Source organism: Polaromonas sp. YR568, assembly GCF_900116715.1.
In the GTDB taxonomy this organism is placed as follows: Bacteria; Pseudomonadota; Gammaproteobacteria; order Burkholderiales; family Burkholderiaceae_C; genus Polaromonas.
The window spans coordinates 334,032-360,498 of the sequence record NZ_FPBM01000004.1 but is presented as its reverse complement, the minus strand read 5'-3'; the positions used below and the strand labels follow the sequence as shown (position 1 = coordinate 360,498).

General features: G+C 64.6%; 27 protein-coding genes. 10 read left to right on the top strand and 17 right to left on the bottom strand.

Annotated features, from left to right (window positions below):
- Window positions 1-6: 6 nt before the first annotated feature.
- Complete coding sequence (gene gatB, locus BM408_RS11695; protein WP_371327004.1) at window positions 7-1,506, top strand: Asp-tRNA(Asn)/Glu-tRNA(Gln) amidotransferase subunit GatB; 1,500 nt, start codon at window positions 7-9, stop codon at window positions 1,504-1,506.
- Window positions 1,507-1,630: 124 nt separating this feature from the next.
- On the opposite strand, the gene BM408_RS11690 is transcribed toward gatB, so the two are convergent.
- Window positions 1,631-2,287 carry a DUF4124 domain-containing protein gene (locus tag BM408_RS11690; protein ID WP_175541763.1) on the bottom strand — a complete coding sequence of 219 codons (657 nt, stop codon included), beginning with the start codon at window positions 2,285-2,287 and terminating at the stop codon, window positions 1,631-1,633.
- Window positions 2,288-2,302: 15 nt separating this feature from the next.
- Window positions 2,303-3,052: an orotate phosphoribosyltransferase gene (gene pyrE, locus BM408_RS11685; RefSeq protein WP_092130019.1), complete on the bottom strand. Its 750-nt coding sequence runs from the start codon at window positions 3,050-3,052 to the stop codon at window positions 2,303-2,305.
- A 10-nt stretch (window positions 3,053-3,062) separates the two neighbouring features.
- Here pyrE and BM408_RS11680 point away from each other — a divergent pair, with 10 nt between their 5' ends.
- Entirely contained in the window at window positions 3,063-3,929 is an 867-nt protein-coding gene (locus BM408_RS11680) for an exodeoxyribonuclease III (RefSeq protein WP_092130018.1), read from the top strand.
- Between the two features lie 210 nt (window positions 3,930-4,139).
- Here the strand turns inward: BM408_RS11680 and BM408_RS11675 are convergent, their stop codons facing one another.
- The 5 genes from BM408_RS11675 to BM408_RS11655 all read right to left on the bottom strand — a co-directional run bounded on the left by BM408_RS11675 (window position 4,140) and on the right by BM408_RS11655 (window position 10,122).
- Complete coding sequence (locus BM408_RS11675; protein ID WP_092130017.1) at window positions 4,140-4,523, bottom strand: response regulator; 384 nt, start codon at window positions 4,521-4,523, stop codon at window positions 4,140-4,142.
- 14 nt (window positions 4,524-4,537) lie between these two features.
- Window positions 4,538-7,429: a PAS domain S-box protein gene (locus tag BM408_RS11670; protein WP_092130016.1), complete on the bottom strand. Its 2,892-nt coding sequence runs from the start codon at window positions 7,427-7,429 to the stop codon at window positions 4,538-4,540.
- A 33-nt stretch (window positions 7,430-7,462) separates the two neighbouring features.
- Window positions 7,463-7,804 carry an Hpt domain-containing protein gene (locus BM408_RS11665; protein WP_092130015.1) on the bottom strand — a complete coding sequence of 114 codons (342 nt, stop codon included), beginning with the start codon at window positions 7,802-7,804 and terminating at the stop codon, window positions 7,463-7,465.
- 293 nt (window positions 7,805-8,097) lie between these two features.
- Window positions 8,098-9,255 (bottom strand): HPP family protein, encoded by a 1,158-nt coding sequence (locus tag BM408_RS11660; protein WP_092130014.1) that lies wholly within the window; start codon window positions 9,253-9,255, stop codon window positions 8,098-8,100.
- A 24-nt stretch (window positions 9,256-9,279) separates the two neighbouring features.
- Complete coding sequence (locus BM408_RS11655; RefSeq protein WP_092130092.1) at window positions 9,280-10,122, bottom strand: M48 family metallopeptidase; 843 nt, start codon at window positions 10,120-10,122, stop codon at window positions 9,280-9,282.
- A gap of 31 nt (window positions 10,123-10,153) precedes the next feature.
- On the opposite strand from BM408_RS11655, the gene BM408_RS11650 reads away from it, so the two are divergent.
- The 4 genes from BM408_RS11650 to BM408_RS11635 all read left to right on the top strand — a co-directional run bounded on the left by BM408_RS11650 (window position 10,154) and on the right by BM408_RS11635 (window position 14,637).
- A complete protein-coding gene (locus BM408_RS11650) occupies window positions 10,154-11,503 on the top strand; it encodes an AmpG family muropeptide MFS transporter (protein ID WP_092130091.1) in 1,350 nt (449 codons plus the stop codon).
- A 193-nt stretch (window positions 11,504-11,696) separates the two neighbouring features.
- The gene (locus BM408_RS11645; protein ID WP_092130013.1) at window positions 11,697-12,413 is read left to right on the top strand and encodes a response regulator; all 717 of its coding nucleotides are present in this window, start codon (window positions 11,697-11,699) and stop codon (window positions 12,411-12,413) included.
- A 7-nt stretch (window positions 12,414-12,420) separates the two neighbouring features.
- Window positions 12,421-13,641: an ATP-binding protein gene (locus BM408_RS11640; protein ID WP_092130012.1), complete on the top strand. Its 1,221-nt coding sequence runs from the start codon at window positions 12,421-12,423 to the stop codon at window positions 13,639-13,641.
- Window positions 13,642-13,995: 354 nt separating this feature from the next.
- Entirely contained in the window at window positions 13,996-14,637 is a 642-nt protein-coding gene (locus tag BM408_RS11635) for a carboxymuconolactone decarboxylase family protein (RefSeq protein ID WP_092130011.1), read from the top strand.
- Here the strand turns inward: BM408_RS11635 and waaF are convergent.
- From waaF to radA, 6 genes are all read right to left on the bottom strand, one after another.
- A complete protein-coding gene (waaF, locus tag BM408_RS11630; protein WP_092130010.1) occupies window positions 14,634-15,641 on the bottom strand; it encodes a lipopolysaccharide heptosyltransferase II in 1,008 nt (335 codons plus the stop codon). The two genes, BM408_RS11635 and waaF, sit on opposite strands and share 4 nt — an antisense overlap.
- Before the next feature lie 36 nt (window positions 15,642-15,677).
- Entirely contained in the window at window positions 15,678-15,905 is a 228-nt protein-coding gene (locus BM408_RS11625) for a zinc-finger domain-containing protein (protein WP_092130009.1), read from the bottom strand.
- 30 nt (window positions 15,906-15,935) lie between these two features.
- Window positions 15,936-16,874, bottom strand: coding sequence for a branched-chain amino acid transaminase (locus tag BM408_RS11620; RefSeq protein WP_092130008.1), 939 nt, complete (start codon window positions 16,872-16,874; stop codon window positions 15,936-15,938).
- Between the two features lie 102 nt (window positions 16,875-16,976).
- Complete coding sequence (locus tag BM408_RS11615) at window positions 16,977-17,411, bottom strand: glycerate kinase (protein ID WP_092130007.1); 435 nt, start codon at window positions 17,409-17,411, stop codon at window positions 16,977-16,979.
- A 158-nt stretch (window positions 17,412-17,569) separates the two neighbouring features.
- Window positions 17,570-18,391: a metallophosphoesterase family protein gene (locus BM408_RS11610; protein WP_092130006.1), complete on the bottom strand. Its 822-nt coding sequence runs from the start codon at window positions 18,389-18,391 to the stop codon at window positions 17,570-17,572.
- A gap of 20 nt (window positions 18,392-18,411) precedes the next feature.
- Window positions 18,412-19,791, bottom strand: a complete 1,380-nt coding sequence (gene radA / locus BM408_RS11605; RefSeq protein ID WP_092130005.1) for a DNA repair protein RadA — start codon at window positions 19,789-19,791, stop codon at window positions 18,412-18,414.
- Window positions 19,792-19,894: 103 nt separating this feature from the next.
- Here radA and BM408_RS11600 point away from each other — a divergent pair, with 103 nt between their 5' ends.
- The 4 genes from BM408_RS11600 (at window position 19,895) to BM408_RS11585 (ending at window position 23,392) form a co-directional block, all read left to right on the top strand.
- Window positions 19,895-20,302 carry a 5-carboxymethyl-2-hydroxymuconate Delta-isomerase gene (locus BM408_RS11600; RefSeq protein ID WP_092130004.1) on the top strand — a complete coding sequence of 136 codons (408 nt, stop codon included), beginning with the start codon at window positions 19,895-19,897 and terminating at the stop codon, window positions 20,300-20,302.
- A gap of 94 nt (window positions 20,303-20,396) precedes the next feature.
- Window positions 20,397-21,383: a Bug family tripartite tricarboxylate transporter substrate binding protein gene (locus tag BM408_RS11595; protein WP_092130003.1), complete on the top strand. Its 987-nt coding sequence runs from the start codon at window positions 20,397-20,399 to the stop codon at window positions 21,381-21,383.
- Window positions 21,384-21,454: 71 nt separating this feature from the next.
- On the top strand, window positions 21,455-22,444 hold the full coding sequence (locus BM408_RS11590; RefSeq protein ID WP_371327008.1) for a 2-dehydropantoate 2-reductase: 990 nt from the start codon (window positions 21,455-21,457) through the stop codon (window positions 22,442-22,444).
- A 54-nt stretch (window positions 22,445-22,498) separates the two neighbouring features.
- Window positions 22,499-23,392, top strand: coding sequence for an NAD(P)-dependent oxidoreductase (locus BM408_RS11585; RefSeq protein ID WP_092130001.1), 894 nt, complete (start codon window positions 22,499-22,501; stop codon window positions 23,390-23,392).
- 33 nt (window positions 23,393-23,425) lie between these two features.
- On the opposite strand, the gene BM408_RS11580 is transcribed toward BM408_RS11585, so the two are convergent.
- From BM408_RS11580 to alr, 4 genes are read right to left on the bottom strand one after another with little or no spacing between them, the layout of a single operon-like run.
- Window positions 23,426-23,893, bottom strand: coding sequence for a GNAT family N-acetyltransferase (locus BM408_RS11580; protein ID WP_092130000.1), 468 nt, complete (start codon window positions 23,891-23,893; stop codon window positions 23,426-23,428).
- A gap of 12 nt (window positions 23,894-23,905) precedes the next feature.
- The gene (locus BM408_RS11575) at window positions 23,906-24,379 is read right to left on the bottom strand and encodes an RDD family protein (RefSeq protein ID WP_092129999.1); all 474 of its coding nucleotides are present in this window, start codon (window positions 24,377-24,379) and stop codon (window positions 23,906-23,908) included.
- 33 nt (window positions 24,380-24,412) lie between these two features.
- Entirely contained in the window at window positions 24,413-25,240 is an 828-nt protein-coding gene (locus BM408_RS11570; protein WP_092129998.1) for a hypothetical protein, read from the bottom strand.
- Window positions 25,237-26,331, bottom strand: coding sequence for an alanine racemase (alr, locus tag BM408_RS11565; protein WP_092130090.1), 1,095 nt, complete (start codon window positions 26,329-26,331; stop codon window positions 25,237-25,239). Before alr ends, BM408_RS11570 begins: the two co-directional genes overlap by 4 nt.
- Between the last annotated feature and the right edge of the window lie 136 nt (window positions 26,332-26,467).

Below are 26,467 nucleotides of genomic sequence, written 5' to 3'. Positions count from 1 at the left end.
TTTGACATGAGCCAGACCCAATCCACCGTCAACCCCTTCGCCGAAATGCAAGCCGGCCGCCCCACCGGGCCGCTGGTGCAAGGCTACGAAGTCATCATCGGCTTTGAGACCCATACACAGCTCACCACGGCGTCGAAAATCTTCAGCCGCGCCTCCACCGCGTTCGGCGCGGAGCCGAACACACAGGCCTCCGCCGTGGACTTCGCCCTGCCCGGCGCGCTGCCGGTGATGAACAAGGGCGCGGTGCAACGCGCCATTGAGTTCGGCCTGGCCGTCAATGCGCACATCGCCGGGCACAGCGTGTTCGCGCGTAAAAATTACTTCTACCCCGATCTGCCCAAGGGCTACCAGATCAGCCAGTTCGAGATTCCAGTGGTGCAAGGCGGCAGCGTCGAGTTTTTCGTGGATGGCAAACCCCATTCTGTGCGCCTGGTGCGCGCGCACCTTGAAGAGGATGCAGGCAAGTCGCTGCACGAAGACTTCATCGGCATGAGCGGCATTGACCTGAACCGCGCAGGCACGCCGCTGCTGGAGATCGTCACCGAGCCCGACATGCGCTCTTCCGCCGAGGCTGTGGCCTACGCCAAAGAGCTGCACAAGATCGTCACCTGGATCGGCATTTGCGACGGCAATATGCAGGAAGGCAGCTTCCGCTGCGATGCGAACGTGTCGGTGCGCAAGCCGGGCGGCCCGCTGGGCACGCGCCGCGAGATCAAGAACCTGAACAGCTTCAAGTTCATGCAACAGGCCATCGACTTCGAGGTGCGCTGGCAGATCGAGCAGATTGAAGACGGCCACGCCATTCAGCAGGCAACCGTGCTGTTTGACCCGGACACAGGCGAGACGCGAAGCATGCGCACCAAGGAAGACGCGGCCGACTACCGCTACTTCCCCGACCCGGACTTACCACCGCTGGTGATCGGCCGCGACTGGGTGGAGAAGACGCGTTCGGAAATGTCCGAGCTGCCGCGTGTGATGGCTGCGCGTTTTGTGGCCGACTACGGCTTGCCTGAATACGACGCCGGCCAGCTCACGCAGAGCAAGGCAACCGCCGCCTACTTCGAAGCCGTGGCCGCTGCGAGCAAGCAAGCCAAACTGGCGAGCAACTGGGTGATGGGCGAGTTGTCGCGGCGCCTGAACGGCGAAGAAAAATCGATTGAAGCCTCCACCGTCAGCGCGGCGCAGCTGGCCGCGCTGATAGGCCGCATCGCCGACGGCACGATTTCCAACAATGCCGCCAGGCAGGTGTTTGACGCGCTGTGGACGGGCGAAGGCGAAAGCGCCGACGCCATCATCGAGGCCAAGAGCCTCAAGCAGATGAGCGACACCGGCGAGCTGGAAAAAATCATCGACGACGTCCTGGCCGCCAATGCCAAAAATGTGGAAGAGGTCCGCGCGGGCAACGCCAAGGCCATGAACGCACTGGTCGGTCAGGCCATGAAGGCCACCAAGGGCAAAGCCAACCCGGCGCAGGTCAATGAATTGCTGAAGAAGAAGCTGGGCTGAAGCTGCCCTCTTTGGATGGCGGGGAACTGAAGCGGGTCAACCAGCAGGCGCTATTGAAAGAGTAGCTGCTTACGCCCTTGTCTAAAGGGCTGCAGCCTGGTTTGGCCCTGATCGATTGCCTCAATCAGTGTTTGACCGCCGGCTTGACACCGGCAGGCGGGCCAGCCATGGCCCAGAGCTGGTTGAGCTTGACCAGCTCTTCATCAAAGCGCAGGTTGACACGCTTTTTCTCCTGCTCCTGCTCGGTGATGAATCGTTTTTGCACGGCCGAGCTGTTGTTGTTTTCTTCCAGCTTGCGCTTGAGCGAGGGCGGCGCTTTACTCGGGTCTTTCACGTAAAACTCGAACTCGGCCTGGATGGCCTTGCGCTGCTCGGCCAACTCCAGTGTTCTCTTGTTGGATGCCTTGATGACCTCGTCGACCTGCGCAAGCGCCGACTCGCGTTCCTGATCGTGCACCCCGCGGTTCGGGTAGCGCAGCAGCAGGGCGCGGTCGCGGCGTTTGTCTTCGGCCTCGCGCGCGCGCGCTTCGGCAGCGGCTTTGTCTTTTTCTTCCTGCACGGCGCGCTCTTCGGCGGTCAGTGAAGGGCCAACCTGGCGCTTGACGGTGCCGGTGCGATTGAGCTCCTGCTGGGTGCGGTCTATGCATTCAACAATCGGGCGGTCGGCCGTGATCTTGCGGCCTTTGCCGTCGACGCAGGTATAGATGCTCTGGGCCGCAGCAGTTCCCACCAGGCAGGCGAGCGAAATCAAGGTGACAGTAAGCGCTGTATGTAAAGGCAATTTGGGTCCTTAACGTCAATCCACGCCGTAGCGTTGGCGGTAGGCCAGCACGGCCTGGTAATGCGTCTTCAGGGACGGCGCATCTGGAGAGTCTGACGATGCGTCGCCTTGCACCGAGAGATACTGCAGCAAGTCAGTGAGCCGCGCAATCGCGCAAACCTGAAGGCGTAACTGATTCGTAACATATTGCACGGCACTATGACTCACATCCACGCCATTTTCAGTGGCCTTCTCCTGGCGGTCCAGCGCCAGCGCCACCGCATGAGGCGTTGCGCCCGCGGCCTTGATGATGGCAATCGATTCGCGCGCGGCCGTGCCGGCCGACATCACGTCGTCAATGATCAGCACACGGCCTTTGACGGGCGCACCAACCAGCGTGCCGCCCTCGCCATGGTCTTTGGCTTCCTTGCGGTTGTAGGCAAACGGGTAGTTGCGCCCCAGCCGCGCCAGCTCAATGGCGACGGCGGCGGCCAGTGGAATGCCCTTGTAGGCCGGCCCGAAAATCATGTCGAACTCGAGCCCGCTGCGCTGCTCTTCGGCCAGCAGGTGGCGCGCATAGAATTGCGCCAGCCGTCCGAGCTTGGCCCCGTCGTCAAACAGGCCGGCGTTGAAAAAATAGGGGCTCATGCGCCCGGCCTTGGTCTTGAATTGCCCGAAGCGCAGCACGCCCGACTCCAGGGCGAACTGCACGAATTCCTGTGCCAGTGCGCCGTCCTTGTTGTGGCCCTGATCGACCTTGTTGCCTTGTTCGCCTGCCGTGCTCATTGGAAGTCCCATGTTTAAATTGACCAGCCTCAACCTCAACGGTATCCGCTCCGCAGCCAGCAAAGGTCTGCAGGACTGGGTAGCACAGTCCATGCCGGATTGTATTTGCGTGCAGGAGCTCAAGGCCCAGGCCGCCGACATGAGCGGCCGGTTTGAAGAAATCGCCGGCCTGAAAGGCCATTTCCATTTCGCCGAGAAAAAGGGCTATTCGGGTGTGGGCGTCTACACGCGCCATGAGCCGAGCGATGTGATCGTGGGCTACGGCTCGAGCGAATTCGACGCAGAAGGCCGCTATGTGGAACTGCGCTTTGACCGGCCCGGCCGCAAGCAAAGCCCCAAGCTGTCCATCATCAGCTGCTATTTCCCCAGCGGCTCGTCGGGCGAAGAACGCCAGGCCGCGAAATTCCGCTTCCTCGCCGAGTTCTACCCGCGCCTGCTGGCGCTGAAAGAAACGCGCGACTTCGTGCTGTGCGGCGACATCAACATCGCGCACCAGGAAATCGATTTGAAGAACTACAAGGGCAACAAGAAGAACAGCGGCTTCCTGCCCGAAGAGCGCGCCTGGATGACCGAGCTGCTGCGCGACGCCGAACTCGTCAATGAAGCCGCCGAAGAACTGACGGAACGCACGGGCCCGTCAGTCAGGGGCGGCGGCATGGTCGACGTGTACCGCAAACTGCAACCCACGACGACCGATGCGGCCTACACCTGGTGGAGCAACCGCGGCCAGGCCTATGCCAAGAACGTGGGCTGGCGCCTGGACTATCACCTCGCCACACCGGCCTTTGCAGCACTGGCGCGCAGCGAACATATTTACAAAGAACAGCGCTTTTCAGACCACGCGCCCATGAGCGTGGACTATGAATTCAAGCTATGACCCCCGCTAGTCACGCCCTGAACTCTTCAACCCAGCATGAGCCGCGGAACCGGCTTTGCCGGGCCGCAGGGCGGGCGGCCCCGGAGGGGCTGGAGCCCGCGGCTCCAAGCCTGCCTGCGCAGGTTTGGACGGGCGACAGAGGCGAAGCGTCTCGCGAGCCGCGGCCTGCAAGGCCTCGGGAGCTACACGAAGTGAGCGACCGTGGGGGCTCTACTTCTCTGACCAGATCCGCTGGATTTGCGCCGACAGCTCCATCGGGTCAAACGGCTTGGGAATCACTTCCAGCGCACCCAGCCCCTTGTAAACCGCCACTTCGGCGGCCTGCACCTTGGCGGTCATGAAGATCACCGGTGTGTTGGCCGTGGCCGGCAATGCGCGCAGGCCCTGGAGTGTGCTCGGGCCGTCCATGCCGGGCATCATGACGTCGAGCAGCAGCAAATCGGCCTTGGCGCCCGGCGCGGCGTTCAACGCCTCCTGCCCCGAGGCGCAGGCGATCACGGTGAAGCCACCCACGGCCTCCAGCGCCATCTGCGCCACGACGCGGATATCGGGCTCGTCTTCAACATAAAGGATGCGGGTCAAAGGTGTGGTCATGGTTCAACTCAGGTCTAGGGACGGGTTGGGCCGGAATCACCCGGGGTCTGGAGTACACGCTGGATTGTATTGAGCAGCTCGGTATTGGAGGTATGGGCCTTGACGAGCACCGCGTCGGCCTGCCGGCCGTCCGCCGGATCCACGTCGCCGGCCGAAAAAACGATCACCGGCGGGCGCGGGTCAAGGTCGTCGATGTCCTCGAACAAATCCCAGCCCGAATGGCTGCCCAGGGCCAGGTCCAGCAGCACCAGGTCAAACGGGTGTTCGCGCAGGCGGGCACGGGCTTCGTCCAGCGTGGCGGCAAATTCAAAACTGGCAAAGTCCTGCGCGATGGCGGCGGTGATGCGCTGGATGTCCAGGTCGTCTTCCACATGCAGGATGCGCGGCTTGCCGGCATTCATGGTGGCGACAGCGCGTTGCAGACTGTGGATGAGCAGGTTCTCGTCGATGGGTTTTTTCAGCCAGTCGGTCACCGTGTGCGGTTTGCGGTTGAACTGTAGCTCGCCTTGCTCGGCCATGGCCGAGATCACCACCACAGGCAGGTTGCGCGTCCTCTCGTCCTCACGCAGCTGGCCGATGAAGGCCACGCCGTTTTGCCCGGGCAGCTTCAGGTCCACCGTCACCGCGTCATAGCTGTTGGTCGCCAGGCAGGCCAGCGCCTGCTCGGCGCTGTAGGTCATGTCGGAATCAAAACCGGCCTTGCCCAGCATCATGCTGATCAGTTTGGCCACATCGGCATCGCCTTCGCAGATCAGGATGCGCGGACGGGACGATAGCGCGGGCAACCGTGCAGGCTGCAGCAGCGGCACAGGGTTGGTCCACTCGGGTACTTCAAAAAAGAAGGTGGTGCCCACACCCGCCTTGCTGCTAAAGCCTATGGTGCCGCCCATTTTTTCCACAAGCGCGCGGGAAATATTGAGGCCCAGGCCGGTGCCGCCCTTCTGGCGCGTGTCGGAAGAATCGGCCTGCGAGAACTTCTGGAAGATGCGGGCGCTGAACTCCTCCGGGATTCCGGGGCCGACGTCGACCACCTCGGCCCGCACCTTTTGCGCCACACGTGAGAGCCGCACCTCGACCGGGCTGCCCGATGGCGAAAACTTCACCGCATTGGACAGCAGATTGGTCAGCACCTGGGTCATGCGGTCGCTGTCGATGCGCACATGCAGCGGCGTCTCGGGCGCCTGCATGACGAGGCGCACGCCGTGCTGGCCGGCAAAACCCTCGTTGGCGGCCAGCGCTTGCTGCACCAGTTGGCGGAGGTCGACGATCTGCAGGTCCAGGCGCAGCTTGCCGGACTCGATTTTTTCGCTGTCCAGGATGTCGTTGATCAGGCGGATCAGGCGCTCACAGTTGTTTTTGGCGATGCCTACCAGGCTCTTCACGGCTTCGGGCAGCTCACCGGCCACGCCGCCCGAGATCAGGCCCAGCGAGCCGCGTATGGACGTGAGCGGTGTACGCAACTCATGGCTCACGGTCGACACGAATTCGGTTTTCATGCGGTCTATGCGCCTGAGCTCGGTGATGTCGGTGCCCAGCGAGAAAAAGCCGATCACCTTGCCCTGCGCCGCGCCCTCACCATAGCGTGGGAAGTACTGCATGGCGTAGTGCTTGCGCTCGCCAGAGGGGGTGATTTGCGTGCGTTCATAACGCACCGTGTGGCCATCGAGCACTTCCCGCACTTTCTCGCGCACCGTCTCATACACCTGCGGGCCCAGCACATCAGCCAGGGGCCGTTCGTGGATCTGCTCGAAGCTCATGCCGAAGGCATCTTCATAAGCCCGGTTGTGAAAGCGAAAGCGCTCGTCGGTGTCCAGGTAGGCAATCAGGGCCGGCACGGTATCGGTGACCTGGCGCAGCTGCGACTCGCTGGCGCGCAAGGCCTCGGTGATGCGCTTGCTCTCGGTGATGTCGCGGATCAGGGCCGTGAAAATGCGGTTGCCGCCGACCCGCACCTCACCAAAAGACACGCTGACGGCGAACTGGCGCCCGTCCTTGCGCAGGCCGCGCATTTCATGGCCGGCCACGGTGAGCGGCTGCGCCTGGGAGCGCAGCATCGCGGCGAAATCCTTGTACTGCCGGCGCAGGTGAAGTGGAATCAGCATGCCGACATCCAGTCCGATGATCTCGTGCCTGTCATAACCGAACAGCTTGAGCGCGGCCGCGTTGGCTTCCACCACCACATCGTCGAAGTTGGCGGTGATAACGCCTTCGGCCATACCCTCGGTGATGCTGCGGCTCATGGCTTCGCTGTCGCGCAGCTGGGCCTCGCCGCGTTTTCGCACTTCCTCATAGTGCTTGACCACATAGACCACCCAGGCCAGCATGGCAAAAAACAGGAGGCTGGCCGCGATGATGAAGCCCTGCGCCCACTGGGCACTGCGCTCGGCTATGGCCTGCGCATCGCGCCACTTGTAGACCTCGCGGTTGCGCGCGTTTTCCAGCAGCCCGTCGGTGCGGTATCTCAATTGCCTGCTGGCGTCGCTGCCCAACACGGCCGCGGCCGCTTCCGGGCCGTAGGCCTTGCGCGCAGCGATGGCCTGGTTGGCAATCAAGGCGCGCTGGTTGATCAATGCATCGAAATCCGCCGACTCCTGCAACACGTTGGCACTGCGCGTGCGGGCCCTGACGGCGCGCAGGTCGGCGCGGGCGCGCTCAAAGCCCTCCAGATCGTCCATGCCGCCGCTCAAAAGATATTGCCTCAGTGCGGACTCGGTCGTCCGCAGGCTGGAGTCGACGCGCTCCAGCATGACCAGCGTGTCTTCGGTGCGCACGCGGGATTGCGCCGTTTCGATCAGGCGGCTGATGGCGACATACGATGCGGCGCCCACCACCGCCATCAGCAGCAGGCCGGCCGCCAGCGCGATCTTGATCTTCAGGAGGAAGGTGGCGGAAGGCGGCTTAGGCATGGATAAACCTGTGGGCGGCTGCGGGCGGTGATCTCAGGCCGCGCCGCGAAAGCGCCGCTGCAGTTCCTCAACGGCCCGGCCCACCTCGGCCTGGACTTCTGGCGCCAGCGGCCGGCCGGCGCCGACATGGGGTTCGATGGCGAGCTCCACTGCCTGCGCCGCCAGCCCCAGCTCGGCCCAGCCGAATGTGGCGGCCGAGCCTGCCAGGCTGTGCGCCTGGCGCTCAAAGGCCGGCAAGGCTTCTGCCAGACCCTCACCCTTCAGGATTTGCTGCCAGAGCGAGGCCACCTGTTCAAGGCGGCGCGGCAGCGAACGGGTGTACTCGGCGCGCTGCTCCTCCAGAAATGCCAGCAGGGCCGGATCGTTGCGCGTCATGGGGCAGTCGCGGCTGCGGCATCACGAAGGAAACCGGCTGGTGGCTTCGGGGGGAAGGAGGCGGGGCGCGCAGGACTCATGCGGCTCATCTTACGGTGCGGGTACCAAAATACCGCGTAGGACAAGTACGAGGATTCGCCGGCGGCCAGGGGCGTTCAGCAGGCCATGCACGGCACACTGCAGGCGTTCAAGTGTGCCGTTAAACCTTATGGCTTGATGTGCGGAACGTCAGGCCTTGAATGACGCCTGAAATGAATACATTCGACCTCCTGATTGGCACGCAGCACCGTGCATCAGGACGCAGGATTGACGGCATTCCCGAGCGTGGCGACCAGATCCGACTGGGTAATAATTCCCACCAGCCGCCCACCCTCGCCGATGATGGGAATGTGGTGGTGGCCGGTGCTGCCAAAGAGCGGCACCAGCTCGATCAGCCGGCGCTGCATGCTGGCCACGCGCACATTGCGCGTCATGATCTGGCCCACCACTTCCGGCTTTTCAGAATAGACGCTGCGCGTGCTGCGCACGAGCTTCCTCAGCTTCTCATCAAACCCCGTGTACACGTCAAGTTCAGCCGCGCGCATAAAGTCGGCGTGCGTGACGATGCCGGCAATGCGAAAGTAGCGGTCCACCACCGGCAGCGCCTTGATGCGGCGCTCCCGCAGCAAGGCCCAGGCTTCCTCCAAAGAAGTGCCGAACTCCACCGTGACGAGGTCGCGCGACATGATGTCGGCGCAGCGCACTTCGGCCAGCTTGCGGTCATAGGCGCGCAGCCGGGTTTCCGCCAGCAGCGCCTTGAGGTCGTCACGGCTGACGTCCAGCACCTGGTTGCGGCGCGCGAGCACCGCGTCCAGGTCGGCATCCAGCTGCCGGTCTTCCGCCGAGGTCGCGGCGGCCGGCGGCGCCAGCTGTGTGTGCGGGTAGGCCCTGCGCGTGGCGTTGTTGTAGGCGATGCCGACAGCCACGAGCAGCGCCGAATTGATCATCACCGGGAAAATGGCGTACATCGGGTTGGAGACGCCGGCCAGCACCACCATTAATGCGGTCGCCCCTCCCGGGGGGTGCAGGCAACGCAGCGCAAGCATGAGCGCAATGGCCGTGGCAACCCCCAACCCCGCTGCAAGTTCCGGAGAACCCAGCAGGTGCGCGCCGTGCACGCCGGCAATGCCGACCAATGCCGACAAGGTGTTCCCGCCCACCACGTTCCAGGGCTGCGCCATCGGGCTGGCCGGCACGGCATACACCAGCACGGCGCTGGCGCCCAGCGGCGCCACCAGCCAGGGCAGCCCCGGGGCCCATTTGTCGCCGAGGTGGCACAGCAGCGCCGTCACAAAGATGCCCAGCAGCGAACCGGCGACGATGCGCAGGCGTTCGCGACTGTTGATACGCGTGCGCGCGGGCCGAAACGCCCGCCACCAGGCGCGCGTGAAGAATGCGGCGCGCTGCGTCAAACCGGTTACCAGGAATGGGCCAGGTCAGCCGCGGGCGCGTTGATAGAGCCCCTGCACCTTGGGCACATTGGCCTGCAGTTGCTGGATGCGCTCAGGGCCGGAGGGGTGGGTCGACAGAAAGCTTGGGCCATTGGCCCCGCCGCCGGCCTGGCCCATTTTTTCCCAGAGGCTTACCGCTGCCTGCGGGTTGTAGCCGCCGCGTGCGGCCAGCTCCAGGCCGACCAGGTCGGCATCGGTTTCGTCTTCACGGCTGAAGCGCAAGGTCAATAGTTGTGTGCCGATGCTGGCGGCCAGGTCGCCCATCTGGCCCAGGCCGAGCAGCTGTGCGCCCAGCGACAGCAAGGTGCCCGTGCCCTGGCTTTTGGCGATGCGGGCGCGGGCATGTTCGCGCAGCGCATGCGCCATTTCATGGCCCATGATCATGGCCGCTTCATCGTCGGTGAGTTTGAGCTGATCGAGGATGCCGGTGTAAAAAGCAATTTTGCCGCCGGGCATACAAAACGCATTGATCTGCTTGCTGCCCAGCAAATTCACTTCCCAGCGCCATTGTTTGGAGCGGTCGTTCCATTGAGCGGTTTGCGGTACCAGCTTGGTCGCGATGGCGCGCAGGCGCTGCAGCTGCGGGTTGCCGGGCTGCGCAAGCGCGCCCTTGGCGCGGGCCTCCGCCAGCAGCTTGCTGTACTCCTGCGTGGCGGCGGTTTCGATTTCTTCGGCCGGCACCAGATTGCGCAATTGGGACGACGGGCCTACATCCACCTGCGCGCGCAGCGGGGTGGTGGCGGCCGTTGCCGCGGCGCCCGCAGCCGCCAGCAAAAATGCCCGGCGGCCAGCCCAGGCGGAGTGTTTAGCCTCGCATAAAAAGCACATGGGTGAATAATAGTCACAAATCGAAATGCCCATGTCAGACAAAACCCCCTCCTCTGAACCTGTTTCTCCCTCCAAAAGTTCATGGCGCGATGTCTGGCACGTGTATGCCGAGGCTGCCACTTTGCGCATGCTGTTCCTGGGCTTTTCTGCCGGGCTGCCGCTGCTGCTGGTGTTCGGCACCCTGAGTTTCTGGCTGAGGGAAGCCGGCATTGACCGCACCACCATCGGCTACCTGAGCTGGGTGGGCCTGGCCTACGGCTTCAAATGGGTATGGGCGCCGCTGGTGGACCGCATGCCGATTCCGCTGCTCACGCGCCTGCTCGGGCGCCGCCGCAGCTGGCTGCTGCTGTCGCAGGCGGTGATCATCACGGCCCTGGTGGGCATGGCGCTCACCGACCCCAAGGTGGCGCTGCAACCCGTGGTGTGGTGCGCGCTGGCCGTGGCCTTCGGCTCGGCCACCCAGGACATCGCCCTGGACGCCTTTCGCATTGAGTCTGCCGACACACCGCGCCAGGCGGCGCTGGCCGCCGCCTACCAGACCGGCTACCGCATCGCGATGATCTGGGCCGGCGCCGGTGCGCTGTGGATTGCCGCGCGCGCCGAAGTCGGCGATGCCGCCACCTACCAGCATGGCGCCTGGCAGGTTGCCTACCTGGTGATGGCTGTCTCAATGCTGCTGGGCGTGGCCACGGTGCTGCTGTCGCCGGAGCCCGCGGCCCGCGTGCTGCCGCGCGCGCGCAATGCCGCTGAGTGGCTCAAGACCGCGCTGGTTGACCCTTTCGCCGACTTCCTGCGCCGCTACGGCAAGCAGGCGCTGCTGATCCTGGCGCTGATCGCGATCTACCGCATCAGCGACGTGGTGATGGGCATCATGGCCAACCCGTTCTACGTCGACATGGGCTACACCAAGGACGAAGTGGCGGCGGTGACCAAAATCTACGGCGTCGTCATGACGCTGGTGGGCGCTTTTGTGGGCGGGGCGCTGGCCATGCGTTTTGGCGTGATGCGCGTGCTGATGCTGGGCGCCGTGCTCAGCGCCGGCAGCAACCTGCTGTTTGCCTGGCTGGGCACGCGTGGGCATGACGTCAACGCGCTGGTCTTTGTGATCTCGGCCGACAACCTCTCCAGCGGCATCGCCTCGGCGGCCTTCATCGCCTACCTGTCCAGCCTGACCAACGTCAACTATTCGGCCACCCAGTACGCCCTGTTCAGCTCGATGATGCTGCTGCTGCCGAAGTTTCTGGCCGGCTATTCGGGCAAATACGTGGACACCTACGGTTACACCAACTTCTTCACCGCCACCGCCCTGCTGGGCCTGCCGGTGCTGATTCTCGTGGCCCTGGCCTCCAGGCTGAAAACGCCGGAAACCCGCCAGGACTGAGCGCAAACCGCTCCCAAATCAATAGCAATCAACATACTCCCCGCAACGCCTTGCCGGGGAGTATGCTGAAGGGTTTCCGCCCCGGTTTACCGTAACTTTACGATGGCTTCAAGCGGGATTTTTGTGTGCGGCGCACCATGAACTTCATTGTGATCCACCCCGGGGGACACACCCTGCAACCGAGGACCCACCCATGACCCAACAGCTTTTGATGATCGAAGACGACGCCCGCCTGGCCAATATGGTGGGCGAATACCTGCGCCAGTCGGGCTATGGCTTTACCCATGCCGCCGACGGCGCGACCGGCCTGGCAGCGCTGGAAGCCGGCACGCCCGACCTGGTGATCCTGGACCTGATGCTCCCCGACATGGACGGCCTGGAAGTGTGCCGCCGCATCAAGGGCCAGGGCAGCGAAACCGCCAACACCGCCGTACTGATGCTCACCGCCAAGGGCGACCCGATGGACCGCATCGTGGGCCTGGAGATCGGCGCCGACGACTACCTGCCCAAGCCTTTTGAGCCGCGCGAGCTGCTGGCGCGCATACGCGCCGTGCTGCGCCGCGGCGGCGAGACCGGCGCCGCAGCCGCCAACGGCAGCCACAAGGTCATGCGCTTCGGCTCGCTGGAGATCGACCGTGACGCGCGCACCGTGTCGGTGTCGGGCGCCCCTTGCGAGCTGACCTCTTACCAGTTCGACCTGCTGGTGGCACTGGCCGAGCGCGCCGGCCGCGTGCTCAGCCGCGACCAGATCATGGAAGCCGTGCGCGGCCGCGAGCTCGAAGCCTTCGACCGCTCCATCGACGTGCACATGGGCCGCATCCGCAGCGCCATCGAGGCCGATGCCAAAGACCCCAAACGCATCCTGACCGTGCGCGGCGTGGGCTACGTGTTCGCCAAGCAGCAGGACTGAGACTTTTATGTGGACCCGGTTTACTTCGCATCTGTATGTGCGCATCTGGCTTGCGGTGGTTGCGACCGTCGTGGTGCTGACCTTCCTCGTCGGCGCCGCCTGGCGTCTGAGCGCAGACCCACCCCAGTTGCCTATCCGCGAAGTGCTGGTGCACAACGACAAGGGCGAAGTCATAGGCACGGCGCAGACCAAGCCCGACCGCAAGCTCGGCGACGACCTGGAGTTTGATGTCGTGACCAAAGACGGCCAGGTCCTGAGCCTGCTGCTGCCCCGGCCCAAACGCCCGCCCTCCAACCCCTGGATACGCCCGCCTTTCGGTTTCGGCTTCGGCTGGATGCTGGGCCTGGTCGGGCTGGCGGTGGCGGTCGGCGCCTACCCGGTCATGCGCCGGCTGACGCAGCGGCTGGAGGCCCTGCAGCGCGGGGTCGAGCGCTGGGGCGCCGGCGACCTGTCGGCCCGCGTCAATGCCGACGGCACCGACGAAGTGGCCTTTCTAGCCAGGCGCTTTAACCATGCGGCCGAACGCATCGAAACGCTGATGGAGTCGCACAAATCGCTGCTGGCCAATGCCTCGCACGAGCTGCGCTCGCCGCTGGCGCGCATCCGCATGGGGCTTGAGTTAATGGGCACCGATGCGGCCTCACCCCAGCGCAAGGAAATCTCGCGCAGCATCAACGAGCTTGACCAGCTGATCGACGAAATCCTGCTGGCCAGCCGGCTGGACGCCAAGCAGGCCGATGCCGAGCCTTTTGAGACTCTGGACCTCACCGGCCTGGCGGCCGAGGAATGCGCGCGGGTCAACGCCGAACTAAGCGCTGAGCTGGGCAAGGACACCGGTGCGGGGCTGGGCATAGACGCCAGCAGCCACAGCCTCACGGTGCAGGGCTCGCCGCGTCTCTTGCGCCGGCTGATCCGCAACCTGCTGGAAAACGCCCGGCGTTACAGCACCGGCGAAATCAACCTGGAGCTGGCGCAGGCCCGCGCCGGCAGCAAGCAGCTGGCCGTCGTCAAGGTGCATGACCGCGGCCCGGGCGTTCCGGCCGACCAGCGCGAGCGCATTTTTGAGCCTTTTTACCGGCTGCCCGGTGCCAGCGAACGCGAAGGCGGCGTCGGCCTGGGCCTGGCGCTGGTCAAATCGATCAGCCAGCGCCACGGCGGCAGCGTGCGCTGCGAAGCCCGGCCCGGCGGCGGCGCATCTTTCGTGGTGGAGTTGCCGGTGGCGCATTGACGGCCGATTAAGAAGGATGGATCAACCGGCACCCGTTGATGAATCACAAAGTCTTCAAAAACAGCCATAAAACTGGACGTCCTCATCTAATTAGAGAATGGCCAAATTGCATGCAATCGGCGATATTTAAGGCGTTGCTGTCACAACACAAAGGTCTCCAGACAAAAGCCGGGAAAGCTCGCTCATAACAACCCAACCCGGCAGAGCATTTCGTTTGATCTCCCAACGACGTTCTCCAGCAGGAGAATTTATCCAGGCCACCGCAAGGTGGCTTTTTTTTGCCCGGAGGGTAGCCGGCGCACCGCTTTGATACGCTCATGGGGTTCACCTTCCACCCGCACCCCAGGAAACACCATGAGCACAAGCAGCACGCCCCCATCCATGCCACCCGCGCCACCCGCCAACGCACCGCAGGGCTTCTTCCCCTCCACCGAAGAGCGGATGCCGCTGCCGGCCCGCGACGCCATGTCGCCCGCGCAACGCGAGGCCGCCGACGCCATCATTGCCGGGCCGCGCAAGGCGGTGTTCGGCCCCTTTATCCCCCTGTTGCGCAGCCCGCAGCTCATGGGCCGTATTGGCGATGTGGGCGCCTACCTGCGCTTTGAGAGCCCGCTGGATGCGCGTATCCGCGAACTGGCGACCTGCGTGGCAGCCCGGCACACCGCCAACCAGTTCGAGTGGGTGATGCATGCGCCCCTGGCGGTGGCGGCGGGCGTGGCCCAGTCCACCGTGGACGCGATTGCCGAGGGCCGGCAGCCCCGGGGCATGGCCGACGACGAAGCCGTCGCGCTGGACCTGGCCTTCGAAGTGCTGAGGCAGCACGGCTGCAGCGACGCCACCTATGCCGCGGCAGTCAAAACCTTCGGCGAGCAGGGCGTGGTCGAGCTGGTCAGCCTGGTCGGCTATTTCGTGATGGTGTGCTGGGTGATGAACGTGGCGCGCACGCCTGCGCTGGCCAAACCGGGCGTGGCGCCCCTGTCGGCCTTCCCCGCCTAAGAAGCCGGGGCCAGCGCCGACAACACGCGGTCGGCGCTGATGTCGTTGAGGCAGCGCGTATGGCCCAGCGGGCATTCACGCTCAAAACAGGGCGCGCAGTCCAGCGGCGGCTGGTAGGCCGCGTCGGCCTTGAGCCAAAGCACCACGGCCTTGTCGCTCAGCGGCGGCGTATGCAGCGGGCTGGACGAGCCAAAAATCGCGACCTGCGGCACGCCGAAAGCGGCGGCCACATGCATCAGGCCCGAGTCATTGCTGATGGTGCTGTGGCTGGCGGCGATCAGGCACAGCGCCTGCACCAGCGAGGTCTTGCCCGCGAAGTTCAGGCATTTGCCGGGCTGCGCGGCATTCACCGGCGCGGCGATTTCCTCGCCCAGCGCCGCCTCTTTGCCCGAGCCGAGCAGCACCACGGGCAAGGCCAGCCGGGCGGCGAGCTCTGAGAAATGGCTGGCAGGCCAGCGCTTGGCCGGGCCGTATTCAGCGCCGGGCGCGAACACGTGGTACCCGCCGCGCTGCAGGCCCAGCGCTGCCAGCGCGCTGTCAATCTCGGCCGGCGCCATCTGCAGTTGCGGCTGGTCTGCGTCCAGGTCCGTGCCGCCGCTAAGCGCGGAATAAAACGCCACCATGGGCGGCTTGTTTTTCGGGTTTTTGAGCCGGTGCGTGAGCAGGCCCACACGCGCCTCGCCGAAGTAGCCGATGCGCTCCGGGATGCTCGCCAGAAACGGCAGCAGCGCGCTTTTCAGCGAGTTGGGCAGGACATACGCTTTGTCGAACCGGCCTTCGATGCGTTTGGCAATCGCACGGCGCTCGCGGAACTGCAGGCCGCCGTGGGCGAAGGGAAACTCAATGACATCGGCCACCTGCGGCATGGCGCGGTAGACCGGTGCGACCCAGGGCAAGGCGCCTACCGTGAGGCGCTCGCCGCGCGTATGCAAGCGCCGCATCAGCGGCTCAGTCATCACCGCGTCCCCAATCCACTGTGGGGCGATGATGAGCGATTCAGGCATCAAACAATCCGTTGCGGCAGGCCGCTTCGGGGTTGGTCAATGTCCGCCGCCGAAATGCTCACCCGCTTTCAGCGAGTAAACCGTACCGCAGTACGGGCACTTGGCGCTACCGGTGCGCGCCACGTCCAGGTAGACCTTGGGGTGGCTGTTCCAGATTTTCATGTCGGCCTTGGGGCTGGGGCAGTAGACACCGCCCTGGGCGTTCAGGTCGGAGGCCAGCAGTTCGACGGCGGAGGAATGGGTGGTCGTGGTGGGGGTGCTCATCTTGGGGCTTTCAGTAAGCGAGTCTGTGCTTCAGACTTTGGCGAGCCAGTGGGCGTACTTGGGATTGCGGCCGTTGACGATGTCAAAGAATGCGCTCTGGATTTTCTCGGTGATGGGGCCACGCGAGCCGGCGCCGATTTCGATGCGGTCGAGTTCGCGGATAGGCGTGACTTCAGCGGCCGTGCCGGTGAAGAAAGCTTCGTCGGCGATGTACACCTCGTCGCGCGTGATGCGCTTTTGCACGAGTTCCAGGCCCAGGTCCTTGCAGATGTGCAGGATGGTGTTGCGGGTGATGCCGTTGAGCGCGCCGGCCGAGAGATCGGGCGTGTAGACCACGCCGCCCTTAATCACAAAGATATTTTCGCCCGCGCCTTCGCTGACAAAACCAGAGGCATCCAGCAGCAGCGCCTCGTCGTAACCGTCGTCCAGCGCTTCCATGTTGGCCAGGATGGAGTTGGTGTAGTTGCTCACCGCCTTGGCCTGCGTCATGGTGATGTTGACGTGGTGGCGGGTGTAGCTGGAGGTCTTCACGCGGATGCCGCGTTTCATGCCGTCTTCACCCAGGTAAGCGCCCCAGGCCCAGGCGGCGACCATCAGGTGGATCTGGTTGCCCTTGGGGCTGACGCCGAGTTTTTGCGAGCCGATCCAGGTCAGCGGGCGGATGTAGCAGGACTCCAGCTTGTTCTCGCGCACGACGGCTTTGGTGGCTTCGTTGACCTGATCCTGGGTAAAGGGAATCTTCATGCGCAGGATCTTGGCGCTGTTGAAGAGGCGCTCGGTGTGCTCTTCAAGGCGAAAGACCGCCGTGCCGCCGGCGCCCTTGTAGGCACGCACGCCTTCAAACGCGCCGCAGCCGTAATGCAGGGTGTGGCTCAGCACATGGATCTTGGCATCGCGCCAATCGACCATCTGGCCGTCCATCCAGATTTTGCCGTCGCGGTCTGCCATGGAGGGTACTACTGGGGACATGATGGAATCCTGTTGTAAGTGGGGTGATGCGGTTGGGGCTGAATAGGCAAGGAAGACCGGGCGCGCCGCAAGGCGGCACCCGGAAAACCTGAATCACGGATTTTACGGGGCGGGCGGGGCCGGCGTGGAAATGACCTCAGCCGCCTCCGGCGCCGGCCGGAACAACTCATGGTGGGCCAGCTTGCCGCCCACAAAGGTGCAGGTGACAGCCGACTCGCCGGCGTCGGCCCAGCGGAAGATTTCGGGCTGCTCGTCCTTGGGCGACTTCAGCTCGCCCAGCGAGTGCGTCATGGCCACCACATGCAGCAGCGTCATGCCGGGCTTGAGTTTGGCGTTGAGCATGACGGCGCTGTCGACATAGCCGATAGGCCGGTTGGCCGCGCGTTTCAAGACCTGCATGATGCGAGTGAAATGCAGCAGCATCCACATCACCAGGCCGCTGGCCACGGCGGCCACGCCGGCCCAGCCATAAAAACGGTAAGCCAGCACGATGATTGCAACGCCGGCGATGGGAACAAGAATTTTCTGGAAGTTCATGGCCTTATTTTCGCAGCCCCCGGGCCGCCGGCGCTGCGGGGAGTGCGTAGCGGGCCGAAAAAAGCCCGCTGGCGGCGCTGAACCCATTTTCCCGAAAGAAAGCGCCTGTTTACCCATACTCCATAGGGAGCTATGGCTGTATTTTTAGTAGCACCAGGTCAGGCGTTGCGTTTCGCCCAGCCCGTGGCCAGCGCATAAGCCCAGTCGGCGCGCCCGCGGCCGGCCGCCACCCTGGACTGCGCCAGGTGGCCATAAGGCACGGCGCGCAAGTCCACCTGCCAGCCCAGGCCGGTTTTTTCCACGATGGCGTAGCGGGCATGCGGCGCGCCGTTTTCCACCACGTGCGGGTGCGGATGTTCGTCGTCATAGGCCTGCAGGCCCACGCTGCCGGGGTTGACGATAAGCACCTCGCCGCACTGCACCATGCGCGGCACATGGGTGTGGCCGCACAGAATCAACGAGTGCCCGGCCTGCCCCGCCGCGCCCAGGCGCTGGGCCACTTCACCGGATGTGGCGGGCCTGATACCGGTTGGGTGGCCGGTGGGGTGGGCGGCGCCTTCACCGGTAAATTCACCGGTAAAGCCGGGCTCGGTGGTTTCCAGCCAGTAGATCAAATCGCTCTGCGGCGTGCCGTGACACAGCAGCACGTCGCCACCGGCAAGCTCCAGGCGCGCGGGCAAAGACCGGATCCACTCGCACTGGGCCGCCGTCAATTGGCCGGCGGTATAGCCGTCGGTGCTGAGCGGATCAAAAGGCTGGCCCTGGTCGATCAGGTCCAGCACCTGCCGCTCATGGTTGCCGCGAATTGTGGTCAAGTTGCGAGCCATCAGCAGGTCGGCCGTTTCGGCGGGCTGCAACGGCCCGCTCAGGATGTCGCCCAGGTTCACGGTCTGGCCGACGCCCTGCGTGGCAATGTCGGCCAGCACGGCCTGAAGCGCCGGCAGGTTGCCGTGGATGTCGGAGATGACGGCGAGCTTCATGACGTCGATTGTGCAATGTCTCAGCCCAGGCTGCGCACCACATTCATCGCCTCTTCCACCCGCTCCACCGCGTGGATGGTCAGGCCCTCGATCGGCTTTTTGGGCGCATTGGCCTTGGGCACCACGGCCACGCTAAAGCCCAGCTTGGCCGCCTCCTTCAGGCGCTCCTGGCCGCGCGGGGCCGGGCGCACTTCGCCCGCCAGGCCGACTTCGCCAAAAGCGAGAAAGCCTTTGGGCAGCGGCTTGCCGCGCAGGCTGGAGGTGATGGCCAGCATCACGGCCAGGTCGGCGGCCGGCTCGCTGATGCGCACGCCGCCTACGGCGTTGACGAACACGTCCTGGTCCATGCAGGCCACGCCGGCGTGGCGGTGCAGCACGGCCAGCAGCATGGCCAGGCGGTCGCGGTCCAGGCCCACCGACAGGCGCCGCGGGCTGGGCCCGCCGTTGTCGACCAGCGCCTGGATTTCCACCAGCATGGGGCGCGTGCCTTCCAGCGTGACGAGCACGCAGCTGCCGGGCACCGGCTCGCTATGCTGGCTCAAGAAGATCGCGCTGGGGTTGGCCACGCCCTTGAGGCCTTTTTCCGTCATGGCGAACACGCCGATCTCGTTGACCGCGCCGAAACGGTTCTTGATCGCGCGCACCAGGCGAAAGCTGGAATGCGTGTCGCCTTCAAAGTACAGCACGGTGTCGACCATGTGCTCCAGCACGCGCGGGCCGGCGAGCGCACCCTCTTTGGTCACATGGCCCACCAGCACGATGCACACCCCGGTGGATTTGGCCGCACGCGTCAGGTGCGCCGCGCATTCACGCACCTGCGCGACCGAGCCGGGCGCGGAGGTGAGCTGGTCGGAATACACCGTCTGGATGGAGTCGATGACCGCAATCGCGGGCTGCGTGGCCTCCAGCGTGGCGAGGATTTTTTCGAGCTGGATTTCGGCCAGCACCTTGACCTGCGAGCCGTCCAGCCCCAGCCGGCGCGAGCGCAGCGCGACCTGCGCGCCGCTTTCCTCGCCGGTCACATACAGGGTATTGAGCCCCGCGCGCTGCAGCGAATCCAGCGCCTGCAGCAGCAAGGTCGATTTGCCGATGCCCGGGTCGCCGCCAATCAGCACCACGCCACCCTCCACGATGCCGCCGCCCAGCACGCGGTCCAGCTCTTCATGGCCGGTGGGTGTGCGCTCCATGTCGGCGGCTTCGATGTCGGAGAGCGTCGTGACTTCAGACGCCTTGGCCAGCGACTGGAACTGGCTGCTGTAGCGGTTCTTGGCCGGCCCGCCGCTCTCGGCGGCTGATTCGATCAGCGTGTTCCAGGCGTTGCAGTGCGGGCATTTGCCCAGCCACTTGGGGCTGGTGCCGCCGCATTCGGTGCAGGTGTAAATCGTTTTGTCTTTGGCCATGCGTGATATTACTGTACAAATAACCAGCTTTTGCAACTTGGTCATGATGGCGGCTCCGCCAAACCACCCCTCTTCCTTTCCCTCTTTTGTTTAGAACCCCGCCATGCCGCACCTGAAGATTGAATACACCGCCAACCTCGACGCCGCCACCGACATGGGCGCGCTGTGCAAAACCCTGGCCGCCACGCTGGTGGCGCTGCGCGGTGAAGACGGCGTGGCGCCGCTCTTTCCTGTGTCCGGCACGCGGGTGATGGCCTGGCCGGCGCCGCATTTCGCTGTGGCCGACGGCCAGCCCGACCGCGCCTTTATCTATATGAACCTCTTGATCACCGCGGGCCGCAGCGAGGCGCTGAAAAAGCGCGCCGGCGACACCCTGCTGGCCAGCGCCAGCGCGCACCTGGAGGCCGTGTTTGCCAACCAGGCCGTGGGCATGACGCTGCAGATCGACGAAGGCCATCCGGTCTATGAAGGCAAGCGTAACAACCTGGCTGCGCACTTGACGCCGGCCTGACCCTGCGCAACACAAAACACCGGCTTGCAGACACAATGTCTGCTGGCTTTTTTCCAGACTCTTTTCCTTCCCACCGACACCCAAGGAACGCACCATGAACATCTCACGCCGCCACGTCATCCAGTCCACCGGCGCCGCCGCCTTGCTGGCCGGCATCGGCCAGCGCGCCTGGGCCCAGGCGATTGACAGCACCAAGGTGATCGCCGGCTTTGCACCCGGCGGCACTGCCGACATCGTCTCGCGCCGCGTGGCCGACAAGCTGCACCCCGGCTATGCCAAGAGCGCGGTGGTTGAGAACAAGACCGGCGCAGGCGGGCAGATCGCCGTGCAGTTCGTCAAGAACGCCGCACCCGACGGCGCCACCGTGCTGCTCACACCGATGTCCATGCTGGGCATCTACCCGCACACCTACAAAAAGCTGCCTTATGACCCGGTGGCCGACCTGACGCCGGTCTCGGCCGCGGCGATTTTTGACTACGGCTTTGCCGTCGGCCCCATGGTGCCGGCCAGTGTGAAGACGGTGCCCGAGTTCCTCGCCTGGTGCAAGGCCAACCCGGGCCTGGCCAACTTCGGCTCGCCCGCCGCCGGCTCGTCGCCGCACTTCATCGGCTCGCTGCTGGGCCGCGCCGGCAATGTGGACCTGCGCCACGTCGCCTTCCGCGGCACGCAGCCTGCGGTGCTCGACATGATTGGCGGGCAGATCGCGGCAGTATCCGGCCCAACCGGTGAATTCACCCAGCATGTGGCGGCCGGCAAATGCCGCCTGCTGTCGACCAGCGGCCCCAAGCGCGGCAAGTTCACGCCCAACACGCCCACGCTGGTGGAGCAAGGCTTCAAGGACATGGCGTTTACCGAATGGTTTGGCTTCTTCCTGCCCGCCAAGGCGCCGCAGGACGTGGTGCAGCGCCTGAACGCCGGCATCCGCTCGGCACTGGCCTCGCAGGACGTGATCGACGGGCTGGCCGTGTCTTACCTGGAAGTCGCGCCTACCTCGCCGGCCCAGCTGGCTGCGATGCTCAAGGCAGACACTGAGCTGTGGGGTCCGCTAGTCAAGGCAGTCGGCTTTACGCCAGAGGGCTAAAAACCTACGCTATTAATTCAGGAGCTGCTTACGCTCATCTTTATTGGGCTAGAGCCCGATTTCACTGATAGATCAGGACGCATCGAATGAAAGTGTGCATTTACGGCGCAGGCGCCATTGGCGGCTGGATCGGTATGGGCTTGGCGCGTGCGGGCTGTGAGGTGAGTGTGGTGGCGCGCGGCGCCACGCTCGCGGCCTTGCAATTGCACGGGCTGCGCTTAAACCAAGCGGGTGAGGTCACGTCGCAGGCCGTGACCTCCAGCGCTTCGCCGGCTGAGCTGGGTGTGCAAGACCTTGTGGTGCTGGCCGTCAAAGCGCCCTCCCTGCCGGAAGTCGTGCGCCATATCGCACCGCTGATCGGCCCAAACACTATCGTGCTAACCGCCATGAACGGCGTGCCCTGGTGGTTTTTGCAGGGCTTTGGCGGTGCGCTGGCCGGCCAGCGGCTGAAGTCGGTCGATCCGACCGGCGCCTTGGCCCAGGCCATCCCGGCACAACACATCATCGGCTGCGTGGTGCATGCCAGCTGCTCGCTTGACGAGCCCGGCCAGGTGCATCACCACTTCGGCAACAAGCTCATCATCGGCGAGCCCTCCGGCGAACAAACCGCGCGCGTTCAGCAGCTCGCCGCCCTGCTCGAAAAGGCCGGCTTTGAAGCGCCGGTGTCCGAGCAGATCCAGAAAGACATCTGGTTCAAGCTCTGGGGCAACATGACGGCCAACCCGATCAGCGCACTGACCGGCGCGACCATGGACCGCGTCCTGGACGATGAGCTGGTGACGGGCTTTACCCACAGCGTGATGCTCGAAGCCAAAGAGATAGGCGCGCGCATCGGCATCCCGATCAACCAGACGCCCGCCGAGCGGCACGTCATCACACGCAAGCTGGGTGCGTTCAAGACCTCCATGCTGCAGGACATCGAAGCCGGCAAACCGGTGGAGCTGGATGCGCTGGTCACGGCGGTCAAGGAGCTTGGCGAGCTGACGCAAGTGCCTACGCCGTTTACCAACGCCTTGCTCGGCCTGGCGCGGCTGCAGGCGCAGGTCAAAGGCCTGTACTAGCGCACCCCTTCACCGCGGCATTCATTTCCCAACCCCGTTTTCCCAGGAGACAACATGAAACACATAGGCGTCATTGGCGCATCAGGCTTGATGGGCCATGGCATTGCGAAAAACCTGCAGGCCAAGGGCTTTGACGTGAGCCTCACCGTTCACCGCAACACCGAGCGTGTGGCCGACCTGCTGGCCGCCGGCGCCAAGCGGGCAGGCAGCGCGGCTGAGCTCGGCGCCTGTGACGCCGTGGTGATCTGCGTGACGGGATCACCGCAAGTCGAAGAAGTCCTGCTGGGCGCCAACGGCGTGTTGTCCAAAGCCAAGGCTGGCCTGATCGTGATCGACACCTCCACCAGCGAGCCCGAATCCACCCGCCGCCTGGCCGCGCTGTGCGCGCAGCACGGCGCCACGCTGGTCGACGCGCCGCTGGCACGCACGCCGGTCGAGGCTGAGCTGGGCAAGCTCAACACCATGGTGGGCGCCGAGCAGGCGGTGTTCGACAAGATCCGCCCGGTGCTGGCGGCTTACTGCGAAAACATCTTCCATGTGGGCGGCCCCAGCGCCGGCCATGTGATCAAGCTGCTCAACAACTTCATCGGCCAGGCAATCTGCACGGCCACGGCCGAGGCTTTTGCCGTGGGCGCGCTGGCGGGCATTCAGCCGCAAAAGCTGGTGGATGTGATCTCAGCCGGCGCGGTGAACTCGGGCCTCTTCCAGGCCATGGCCAAAACCCTGGGTGGTGATTTTGCGGGCATCAAGTTTGAGCTGGACAACGCGCGCAAGGATTTGCGTTACTACACCCACCTGGCAGAGATGGTGAACGTGCCCTCTTACGTCGGCGAAGCGGTGCACCAGAGCCTGGCCACCGCCAGCGCGCTGGGCCACGGCAAGGAGTTTGTGCCGGCACTGGTGAAGGCACAGGAAAAAATCACCGGCGCCAAAATCGCGCCGCAGTAAGCCGCGGTAAGCCGTAATAAGCCAAGGCCGCGACTAGAGCGGCTTGGCGTACACCACAAAGCCCGAGTTCTCCGCCACTTGGTCATACAGCCGCATGGCGGTGGCGTTGGTATTGTGGGTTTGCCAATAGACGCGGGAGGAGCCGTCAGCCTGCGCCTGTTCGTACACCGCTTCAATCAGGGCTTTGCCCACACCCCTGCCGCGCACGGATTCGGCGGTAAACAGGTCCTGCAAATAGCAGACCGGCCCAATGCGCGTCGTGCTGCGGTGATACAGGTAATGCGTGAGGCCCACCAATTCGCCGCCGGACTCAGCCACCAGTGCGTGCACCGGCTCATAGACATCAAAAAACCGCGACCAGGTCATGACCGTGATGTCGCCGGACAGGGCAGTGGGGCCGAAGCGCCCGTAGAACTTGTTGTAGCCCGCCCAGAGTGGGAGCCAGGCCTCAAAATCGTCCGGTTGCACAGGACGTACGGTGACGGGAAGCGATGCTGTCATAGTGATTTCTGCTTATTCAGGCCATTGTTCGTCGGGTTTCGCGGAGTCTGAGTCCCCACGCTTTTTGCGCACAACCACCGTGCGCGCCAGCTTGTCATGCCAGCCCTGCTTGCGGGCGTCAAAACCCACCCAGATGATGCCCAAGCCCAGCGGCACCAGCGAGACAAAGTAGCCGAGGTAACGAACGATCAGCTGCGTGGTGCCGGGGTTGTTGCCGGTGTCGGCGTCCACAATGCGGGCGCCGATAGCCATCTTTCCGGGGGTTGCCTGGCGCGCCTTCCAGAACCACATCACTGCGACAGCCGGCAGCACCCAGGAGAGCAAAAGATCAGCCGGCCCCTGAATGAAGTCCGTGCTGTCCCAGTATTCGCGGCCGTAGACCGCCGTCAGCGCCGGGTAGAGCAGCACACCGAGGATGAGGCTGTCGATGATGGACGCCCAGACCCGGATCCAGAAGCCGGCGTATTCGAATCGCGATGAGTCCATGTGCGCTCCCTTGATGGCAGAACTTCGAGAGTTTTAATGTACGCCGGGCCCGCTCTGCGCCCGTATGAGTTTGACCGCCTGCGGCAGCGAATTGGCAGCCGGGATGAAGTAATCAATGGCCGCACCCAGCGCCACGGCGCAGGCGATGGCGCCAACCAGCGGTTTCCAGGTCAGGCGGATGACGGCGGAAACCCAGCCTTCACGCACCACACGCACGGCGGCGCGGGCTGACACATAGGAAAAAGCCAGCTCGATGGCCACCGTCAACAGCACTTCCCACCCGAAGAACATCAGCATGAGGGCTCCCGCGCCAAAAAACACTGCAACGCCGATCAGGAAGATGGCCAGCACCGGGATGACCACCACCGCCCCTTCATCCGCGCCGCCAACGGCATCGAGCGCGCCGCTGGCAACGTCGCCCAGCCCGCCGCCCACATCGCCCACACTGAAGTCTCCGCTTGCGCCGCCCCCGCCAAAATCGCCGCCGCCACCTGACTGAAAGTGCGGCGAACTGCCGCCTCCGCCGCCGCCCTGAAAGTCGGGCAGGTTGCTGAAGAGATCAGGCACGTCACCCCCGCCATCGGCCGACGACGACCGCTTGTCACGGCCTAGCAGCTGCGCGGCCCACAGGCGGATCACCAGCAGGTAGGCCAGGTAGCCGGACCCGAGCGTGATCAGGTAGCGCCAGGCCAGCGACTCCATGCCCATGACCATTTGCAGGTGCGACACGCCCCACATCAGGCCCATCGTGACAAGCCCGATACACAGACCATGCAGACGCAGGCTGTGACGCCGGCGAAGCTCGCGCTCGATGCGGCCTTCCAGCACGCGAACCGAGCGCCAGTTCGACAGGTTCTTCATTCCACCTGGAAAGGAACGCGCTGGGCCACGGCACACATCAGTTCATAACCAACGGTGCCGCCGGCTTGTGCCACCTCATCGATGGGCATCAAGGCGCCGCTTGAGGCCTTGCCCCACAGCGTCACCTCGGTGCCTATACCCGCCGTGGGCACGGGCGTGAGGTCGACGGTGAGCATGTCCATGCTGACCCGGCCCACCATGCGGGTGCGCACGCCGCCCACCAGCATCGGCGTGCCTGTGCTGCAGTGGCGCGGGTAGCCGTCGCCATAGCCGCAGGCCACGATGCCGATGCGCATGGGGCCGTCGGCGGTGAAGCTGGAGCCGTAGCCCACGGTGTCGCCGGCCTTGAGCTCCTGCAAGCCGATGATTCTGGAGGACAGCGTCATGGTGGGCTGCAAGTCCCAATGGACCGCGCTGTGCTCGGGGAAGTCCGGCGCGCTGCCGTACACCAGGATGCCGGGCCGTATCCAGTCGGAGCGGCCGGCCAGCACGCTGCCGTGGCGCAGGCTGGCCGCGCTGTTGCTGAGGGTGCGCTCGCCTGGCAGGTCGTGTGTGACGGCATCAAAGGCCTTGAGCGCCGCGGCGATGCCTTTGGGGCCGTCGGCGTCGGAGAAGTGCGTCATCAGCGAAATCTCATCGACCTGCGGCAGCGCGTTCAGCCGCGTCCAGGCGGCGCGGTAACGCTCGGGGGTGAAGCCGAGCCGGTTCATGCCCGAGTTCATCTTGAGGAAGACGCGGTGCGGCAGCTGGGTCTTGTGGGCGGCCAGCATGTCGATCTGCTCATTGCAGTGAATGGTGTGCCACAGGCCTAGGCGCGAGCACAGCTCCAGGTCGCGCGCCTCAAAACAGCCCTCCAGCAGCAAAATCGGGCCGCGCCAGTCCAGCGCGCGCAGGCGCTGGGCCTCGGCAAAGTCCAGCAGGGCAAAGCCGTCGGCGCTGCGCAGGGGGTCAAAAACACGCTCGATGCCATGGCCGTAGGCATTGGCCTTGACGACCGCCCAGATGCGCGCATCAGGCGCGGCGGCTCGGGCGCGAGCCAGGTTATGGGCAAGCGCAGCGGTGTGGACGGTGGCGAGAATGGGACGTGGCATGGCGCAATGGAGGTTGGTGGTGGCGGCCAGCAATCGGTGCCCAATGCGGCCCGCCGGTGGCATATCGAGGGTCTTTAGGGATTCTGGCATCAGCCCCCATGCTATAAACCGGAATCGTCTGGAGACATTCACCTAT